The sequence below is a fragment of the Burkholderia sp. genome, from assembly GCF_018375725.1.
Classification (GTDB): Bacteria; Pseudomonadota; Gammaproteobacteria; order Burkholderiales; family Burkholderiaceae; genus Burkholderia.
In genome coordinates, this window is sequence record NZ_JAHACR010000231.1 from 1 (window position 1) to 7,088 (window position 7,088).

5 protein-coding genes and 2 pseudogenes are annotated in these 7,088 nt (G+C 68.2%); 6 read left to right on the forward strand and 1 reads right to left on the reverse strand.

Annotated elements, in window-relative coordinates; translation table 11 throughout:
* Window positions 1–293, reverse strand: a pseudogene (locus KH616_RS19145) (hypothetical protein); the annotation flags it as partial.
* 819 nt (window positions 294–1,112) lie between these two features.
* Between KH616_RS19145 and KH616_RS19150 the strand changes: the two are divergent.
* The 6 genes and pseudogenes from KH616_RS19150 to KH616_RS19175 all read left to right on the forward strand — a co-directional run.
* Window positions 1,113–2,093: an acetyltransferase gene (locus KH616_RS19150; RefSeq protein ID WP_292249714.1), complete on the forward strand. Its 981-nt coding sequence runs from the start codon at window positions 1,113–1,115 to the stop codon at window positions 2,091–2,093.
* Between the two features lie 119 nt (window positions 2,094–2,212).
* Window positions 2,213–3,256 carry an alpha/beta fold hydrolase gene (locus KH616_RS19155; protein WP_292249715.1) on the forward strand — a complete coding sequence of 348 codons (1,044 nt, stop codon included), beginning with the start codon at window positions 2,213–2,215 and terminating at the stop codon, window positions 3,254–3,256.
* Between the two features lie 84 nt (window positions 3,257–3,340).
* Complete coding sequence (locus KH616_RS19160) at window positions 3,341–4,087, forward strand: 4'-phosphopantetheinyl transferase superfamily protein (RefSeq protein WP_292249716.1); 747 nt, start codon at window positions 3,341–3,343, stop codon at window positions 4,085–4,087.
* Window positions 4,088–4,298: 211 nt separating this feature from the next.
* Window positions 4,299–5,822 (forward strand): histidine ammonia-lyase, encoded by a 1,524-nt coding sequence (gene hutH / locus KH616_RS19165; protein WP_292249717.1) that lies wholly within the window; start codon window positions 4,299–4,301, stop codon window positions 5,820–5,822.
* Window positions 5,823–5,826: 4 nt separating this feature from the next.
* Window positions 5,827–6,522 (forward strand): histidine utilization repressor, encoded by a 696-nt coding sequence (hutC, locus tag KH616_RS19170; RefSeq protein WP_292249718.1) that lies wholly within the window; start codon window positions 5,827–5,829, stop codon window positions 6,520–6,522.
* 39 nt (window positions 6,523–6,561) lie between these two features.
* A pseudogene (locus tag KH616_RS19175) lies at window positions 6,562–7,088 on the forward strand (urocanate hydratase); the annotation flags it as partial.

A 7,088-nucleotide genomic window follows, 5' to 3' on the forward strand; every position in this document is an offset into this window, starting at 1 on the left:
AGGCCCGACGCGTCGCCGTAGTACGTCATCCACGGACCGGCGACCGGGAAGCCGGGGCCGCTCGAGGCGGTCGTCGTGGTCGAGGTGGAGGTCGACGTCGACGTGCTGCCTGACGTGGACGTCGTGCTGCCGGAGGTCGTGCCCGTCGACGTGCCGGTATTGTTGCGGCTCCAGCCGCCATTCCAGCCCTTGAGGGCGCTGGCCGAGGTGCTGCTGCCGCCGTCGTCGCCGCCACAGGCGGCCAGCATGACGGGGACGATCAGGGAGAGAACTAGCGGGGCGATTCTTCGCATCGGGTTTTTCCTGTTCAAAGGTGCGAGTTGCGGTTGCCGCGCAACCGAGGCGCCTCCCGACGCAACGCCGCGACTGACCTGTGCGCGACGGGGCGCGCTCGGGGTGTCCGGTGCAGCTATCGGGGGATCGACAAGCGACGTTCAACGGGCCATCCGTGGCACGGGCGGGGCCGAACGCGTGGCGGCTTTGGACGCCGCCAACTCTCCGCCGGCGCATGCGTTTCGCACGTGCCGGCTGTGTTGTGGAGAGAGGGTGTTGTTATTGACTACGCCAATTGATATTTAAATATGATGATTTAAATTAATTGGAAACCGACTTTAACCGAGCGAGATGGGGCGGCTGTAACGAGATGTGTATCGCGTAACGGCACGTAAGGTATGAGGCTTTCGGCGCAGCAGCGCGTATGCCGCCGGAGGGTGGTGGCGTACGGCGGATGGTTCAGGTCCCGCGTGAAGGTGCAAGGATTACCGCTGGTTACGGTTTCCTGTTACAGCTCGGCGAGCGTGTCCGTTTGTCGATGCGACCCTCAGTCAGGCCGATGATTATGCTGGCGGCATGTTTCAGTGCGGCGTTTCTCGCCACATTCGCCGGGCTTCGGCCGCGGATTGCACGGAAACGGAAAGGCGTCGCCGGCATCTCCTGATGCGATGCGAGCGCGGTTCCCGGGCTTCGATATGCGCGCTGCGGCACCGATCGTCGCGGCGGAGATGGACGGCTCGCACGCGGTATCCGACACTAATGCCTTTGGCGCTTTGGCGCTTTGGCGCGCGACGCGAACGGCTGCGGTTTCACGCGCCGGCGCATGACAAGGAAACACGATGCAGGGATTCGACGCAGGGCGGCACTTCTTCGCGTTCAACGGCGACGCGGACGGTCTGTGCGCGCTTCAGCAATTGCGGCTCGCCGAAGGCGCGAACGGTGCGCTCGTGACGGGCGTGAAGCGGGACGTGCGGCTGCTCGCGCGGATCGATGCACGCGCCGGAGACCGGATCACCGTGCTCGACGTGTCGCACGACCAGAATCGCGACGCCGTCGCGCGGTTGCTGCGGGATGGCGTCGCGGTGCGCTATTTCGACCATCATTTCGCGGGCGAGCTGCCGGACGATCCGCGTTTCGACGCGCATATCGACACGGCGGCGGATGTCTGCACGAGCGAACTCGTCAATCGTCATCTCGGCGGGCGTCATGTGCGCTGGGCGATCGTCGCCGCGTTCGGCGACGAGCTGCCGGCACTCGGCACAGCGCTTGCACGTGCGCACGGCACGGACGAGGCAGACGTGCACACGCTTGCGGAACTGGGGCTGTACCTGAACTACAACGCGTACGGCGAATGTGTCGGCGACCTGCACTTCGATCCGGCCGCGCTCGCCGATGCGATGCTGCCGTGCGTCGATCCGCTCGATTTCGTGCACGGCATGCCGGTGTTCGCGGCACTGAGCGACGGCTACCGGAGCGACATGGCGCATGCCTGCGCGCTGACGCCGCTGCGCGAAGTGCCGGGCGCGGCGCTGATATGTCTGCCGGATCAGGCGTGGGCGCGCCGTGCGACCGGCATGCTCTCGAACGAGCGGATGCGTCGCGAACCGGGTGCCGCGCTGGCGGTGCTGTCGCCTCGCGCCGGGGGCGGGTTCGTGGTCAGCGTGCGCGTGCCGGACGGCCGCCCGCTCGGCGCGGACGATTTCTGCCGCGGCTTCGCGACCGGCGGCGGACGCAAGCGTGCGGGCGGCATCAATCATTTGCCGGAAGCTGAATTCGACGCGTTCGCGGCGTGCTTCGAAGCGGCATTCCGGCTCGGCTGACTCAGGGCGGTCGCAGGCGGCGGTTGAAAGGGACGGTTGAAGGGGGCTGCGCGCGGCCCGATCGCGATAACCAGACAACGAGGCGGGAGCCGGTCGGCCGGCGCCTGCCGGGAGACACGATGACGCTTTCGAACGAAACTGCCGGCGCAGTGCGTGGCAGCCCGGCGGGAGAGACGTCGCTGCCGGAACCGGTCGCGTTGCAGGCGGCGGACGGTTACGCGCTGCGCGGCCATGTCTGGCGCCACCGCGGCGGCGCGGCTGGCCGGCCTGTCACGGTTGTCAACTGCGCGACGGCCGTGCGCTGCGACTATTACTTCCGCTTTGCCGCATGGCTGTTTGCGCAGGGCCGCGACGTGCTGGTCTACGACTATCGCGGCATCGGCGGGTCGCGTCCCGCGCGGCTGGCGGGGCTGCGCGCAAACTGGCTCGACTGGGGCCGGCTCGATTGCGAAGCCGCGCTGCGTTACGCGTGCGAGGCATTTCCCGGCCAGCCGATCGACGTCGTCGCGCACAGCGTCGGCGGTTTCGTGCTCGGGCTCGCGCCGTCGAACGTACAGGTGCGGCGTGCACTGACGGTCGGTTCGCAGTACGCATACTGGCGCGATTACATGTCGGTCGAGCGTCGGCGCATGTGGTGGAAATGGCACGTCGCGATGCCGGCGCTCGCGGCGGTCTGCGGCTATGTGCCGGCAAAGCGGCTCGGCTGGATGGAGGATACGCCGCGCGGCGTCGCGCTGTCGTGGGCACGCTCGCGGCCGCGTTTCGAAGACGCCTACGTGCGCGCGCCGAACGCAGAGAGCGTTGCGAGCCGCGCCGAATTGCCCGCGCGCTTCGCGGCGATGCGCGCGCCGATGCTGGCGATTGGTCTCGACGACGACGCATTCGGCACCGTCGCCGCGATCGAGCGGCTGATCGGCTATTACACCGGCAGCGACGTCACGCATCTGCGCATCGCGCCGCGTCATGTGGGCGTCGAGGCGATCGGGCATTTCGCGTTTTTCCACAGCCGCTTTGCCGATGCGCTATGGCCGCTCGCGCTGCACTGGCTGCAACACGGCGCGCTGCCGGCCGATGCGCCGGGCGTTGTCCATGCGCGGCATGCGGCGGCGCGCATGCGTCATGCGCATGCGGGCGAACGCGACGGTGTCGCCGCGGGCGGTTGATCGGGCACGGCCCGTTGTGCCGCGCGACGCGCGGGACAGGCGATCGATTAACATCGGGCGTTTTTCCGCCCGCGCCGACTGTCGATGCCAACCCCGTCCGCTTCCGATCCTTCCTGCCGCGCCTATCGCGCACATGCGCTCGACTTGCCGGCCGCCGCGCGGCGCGCCGGCGTGCAGGTCGTGCGGATCGATTTCGACTGGCGCGTGCCGCTCGCGTCGCCCGCGTTTGCCGTGCTGAGCGAGGCCGAGCATGCGCGGGCGCTGCGCTTCCTGCGCGTCGAGGATGCGCAGCGCAGCGCTGCGACGCGTGTCGCGCTGCGTGACGTGCTGGGCGCCGCACTCGGCGTGGCGCCCGCGGCCGTGCGGCTGGTTGTCGCCGATGCAGGGCGTCCGGCGCTCGATCCGGCGCATCGGGCGTCGCTCGATTTCAACGTGTCGCACGCGGGCGATCATGCGCTGATTGCGTGGGCGCCTGCCGGCCGGGTCGGCGTCGACATCGAACGATGCGGTCGTGTGCGGGGCTGGCGCGGGCTGACCCGCGAGGTCTGCACGGCCGGCGAAAACACCTATCTCGATACCGTGCCGGATGCCGTCCGGGCGGATGCGTTCATGCGTATCTGGGCCGCGAAGGAGGCGCTTCTCAAGGCGCTCGGCACCGGCATCGCGGGCGGATTGAACGCATTCGCGGTCGTGCCGCCGCGCGATCCGGCGACGCCCGCCGTGCAGATCGTCGCGCCGGCATCGGCGGCGGCCGGCGTGGCCGCGTTCGAGGCCGCATGGCTCGATGCGGCGCCCGGCTACGCGGCATGCGTGGCGTGGACGCGCGGCTGACGCCGGATCGGCCCGGCGCTCCGGCGGCGCGGTTCGGCACCGTATGCGGCGCATGCGCAGGCCACCTTGACGGGGCACGATCGCGCGCGTAGCCGGGCGGCAGCGCGCATCAGGGAAACTCCCGAGTCGAAATCAGCGAATACCGCTTGTCTATACAAGTTCGGATCACTACACTGCATCTATTCCGAACTTGTATAGACAGGATGCTCACATGATTACGCTGACCCCCGGCCACCTGACCCTGCCGCAACTGCGCCAGATCGCGCGCGAACCGGTGCAGATCACGCTCGACCCGGCGAGCTTCGCGAAGATCGACGCCGGTGCGAAGGCCGTTGCCGACATCGCGGCGAAGGGCGAGCCGGCCTACGGTATCAACACGGGTTTTGGCCGCCTGGCCAGCACGCATATCCCGCACGACCAGCTCGAACTGCTGCAGAAGAACCTGGTGCTGTCGCACGCGGTCGGCGTCGGCGAGCCGATGGCGCGCTCGTCGGTGCGGCTCCTGATCGCGCTGAAGCTGTCGAGCCTCGGCCGCGGCCATTCGGGCATCCGCCGCGAAGTGATGGACGCGCTCGTCAAGCTGTTCAATGCCGACGTACTCCCGCTGATCCCGGTGAAGGGTTCGGTCGGCGCGTCGGGCGACCTCGCGCCGCTCGCGCACATGTCGGCGACGTTGCTGGGCGTCGGCGAAGTGTTCATCCGCGGCGAGCGCGCAAGCGCGATCGACGGCCTGCGTGTCGCGGGCCTCGCACCGCTGACGCTGCAGGCGAAGGAAGGCCTCGCGCTGCTGAACGGCACGCAGGCATCGACGGCGCTGGCGCTCGACAACCTGTTCGCGATCGAGGATCTGTACCGCACCGCGCTCGTCGCGGGCGCGCTGTCGGTGGATGCGGCGGCCGGCTCGGTGAAGCCGTTCGACGCGCGCATTCACGAACTGCGCGGCCACCAGGGCCAGATCGACGCGGCGGCGGCCTACCGCGCGCTGCTCGACGGTTCGGCGATCAACCTGTCGCACCGCGACTGCGGCAAGGTGCAGGATCCGTACAGCCTGCGCTGCCAGCCGCAGGTGATGGGCGCCTGTCTCGACCAGATGCGCCACGCGGCCGATGTGCTGCTCATCGAGGCCAACGCGGTGTCGGACAACCCGCTGATCTTCCCGGACACCGGCGAAGTGCTGTCGGGCGGCAACTTCCACGCGGAACCGGTCGCGTTCGCGGCGGACAACCTCGCGCTCGCCGCATCGGAAATCGGCGCGCTCGCGGAACGCCGCATCGCGCTGCTGATCGACGCGACGCTGTCGGGCCTGCCGCCGTTCCTCGTCAAGGATGGCGGCGTGAACTCGGGCTTCATGATCGCGCACGTGACGGCCGCTGCGCTGGCATCGGAAAACAAGACGCTCGCGCATCCGGCGTCGGTCGATTCGCTGCCGACCTCGGCGAACCAGGAAGACCACGTATCGATGGCGACGTTCGCGGCGCGCAAGCTCGCCGACATCGCCGACAACACGAAGCACATCCTCGCGATCGAGCTGCTCGCCGCCGCGCAGGGCGTCGACCTGCGCGCACCGCACCATACGAGCCCGAAGCTCGCGGCGGTGATGGAGACGGTCCGCAGCAAGGTCGCGCACTATGCGCTGGATCACTACTTCGCACCGGATATCGCGGTGATCGCGAAGCTGGTCGAGGAGCGTGCGTTCGCGCAGCACAGCCCGTTCTCGTTCGTGTCGGAACAGTAAGCCGATGAGCGCACCGGTCTACCAGGAGATCAAGGACTTCATCCTGGCTCGCATTCATGCCGGCGAATGGGCGGAAGGCGATCAGGTGCCGTCCGAGAACGAGCTGGCCCGCGAGTTCAAGGTCGCACGCATGACCGTCAACCGCGCGCTGCGCGAGTTGACGGCCGAGCAGGTGATCACGCGGGTGCAGGGCGCGGGCACGTTCGTCGCGCGGCCGAAGTACGAGTCGACCCTGGTGGCGATCCGCAGCATCTCCGAGGAAGTGGCGGCGCGCGGGCACCGCTATCACGCGCGGGTGCTCGGCCTCGACACCGTCCGGGCCGACGAGCCGCTCGCGGACGAGATGCAGGTGACGGTGCGCGCGCCGCTGTTCCATTCTCAGGTGCTGCATTTCGAGAACGACGAGCCGGTGCAGCTCGAAGAGCGGTGGGTGAATCCGGCGATCGCGCCGGATTATGCCGCGCAGGATTTCACGAACACGACGCCGAACCAGTACCTGATGCGCGCGGCGCCGCTGCAGCGCGTCGAGTACCGGATCGAAGCGGCCGCACCCGCGCAGCCCATGCGCGAGCAGCTTCGGATGGACGACGTCGAGCCGTGCCTGGTCCTGCATCGGCGCACCTGGTCGCAAGGCGTCGTCGCGTCGGTGGCGAATCTGTGGCATCCCGGCGGGCGTTATCGCTTCACCGGGCATTTCTGAATTCGTATTGAACTTCATCTTCCTTCGGGAGCAGTCGTCATGAACCATCCGAAACACATCGATCCCCGTCTCGACCCGACGCGCACGATCCGCGCACCGCGCGGCAGCGAGAAGACCTGCAAGACCTGGCTCGCGGAAGCCGCGTACCGGATGATCCAGAACAACCTGGATCCGGAAGTCGCCGAGCATCCGCATGCGCTCGTCGTGTACGGCGGCATTGGCCGCGCGGCGCGCAACTGGGAATGTTTCGACCAGATCCTCGCGTCGCTGAAGGACCTGAACGAGGATGAGACGCTGCTCGTGCAATCGGGCAAGCCGGTCGGCGTGTTCCGCACGCACAAGGATGCGCCGCGCGTGCTGCTCGCGAACTCGAACCTCGTGCCGCACTGGGCGACCTGGGACCACTTCAACGAGCTCGACCGCAAGGGCCTGATGATGTACGGCCAGATGACGGCCGGCAGCTGGATCTACATCGGCAGCCAGGGCATCGTGCAGGGCACCTACGAAACCTTCTTCGCGGTCGCGAACCAGCATTTCAACGGCGATCCGTCGGGCCGCTGGATCCT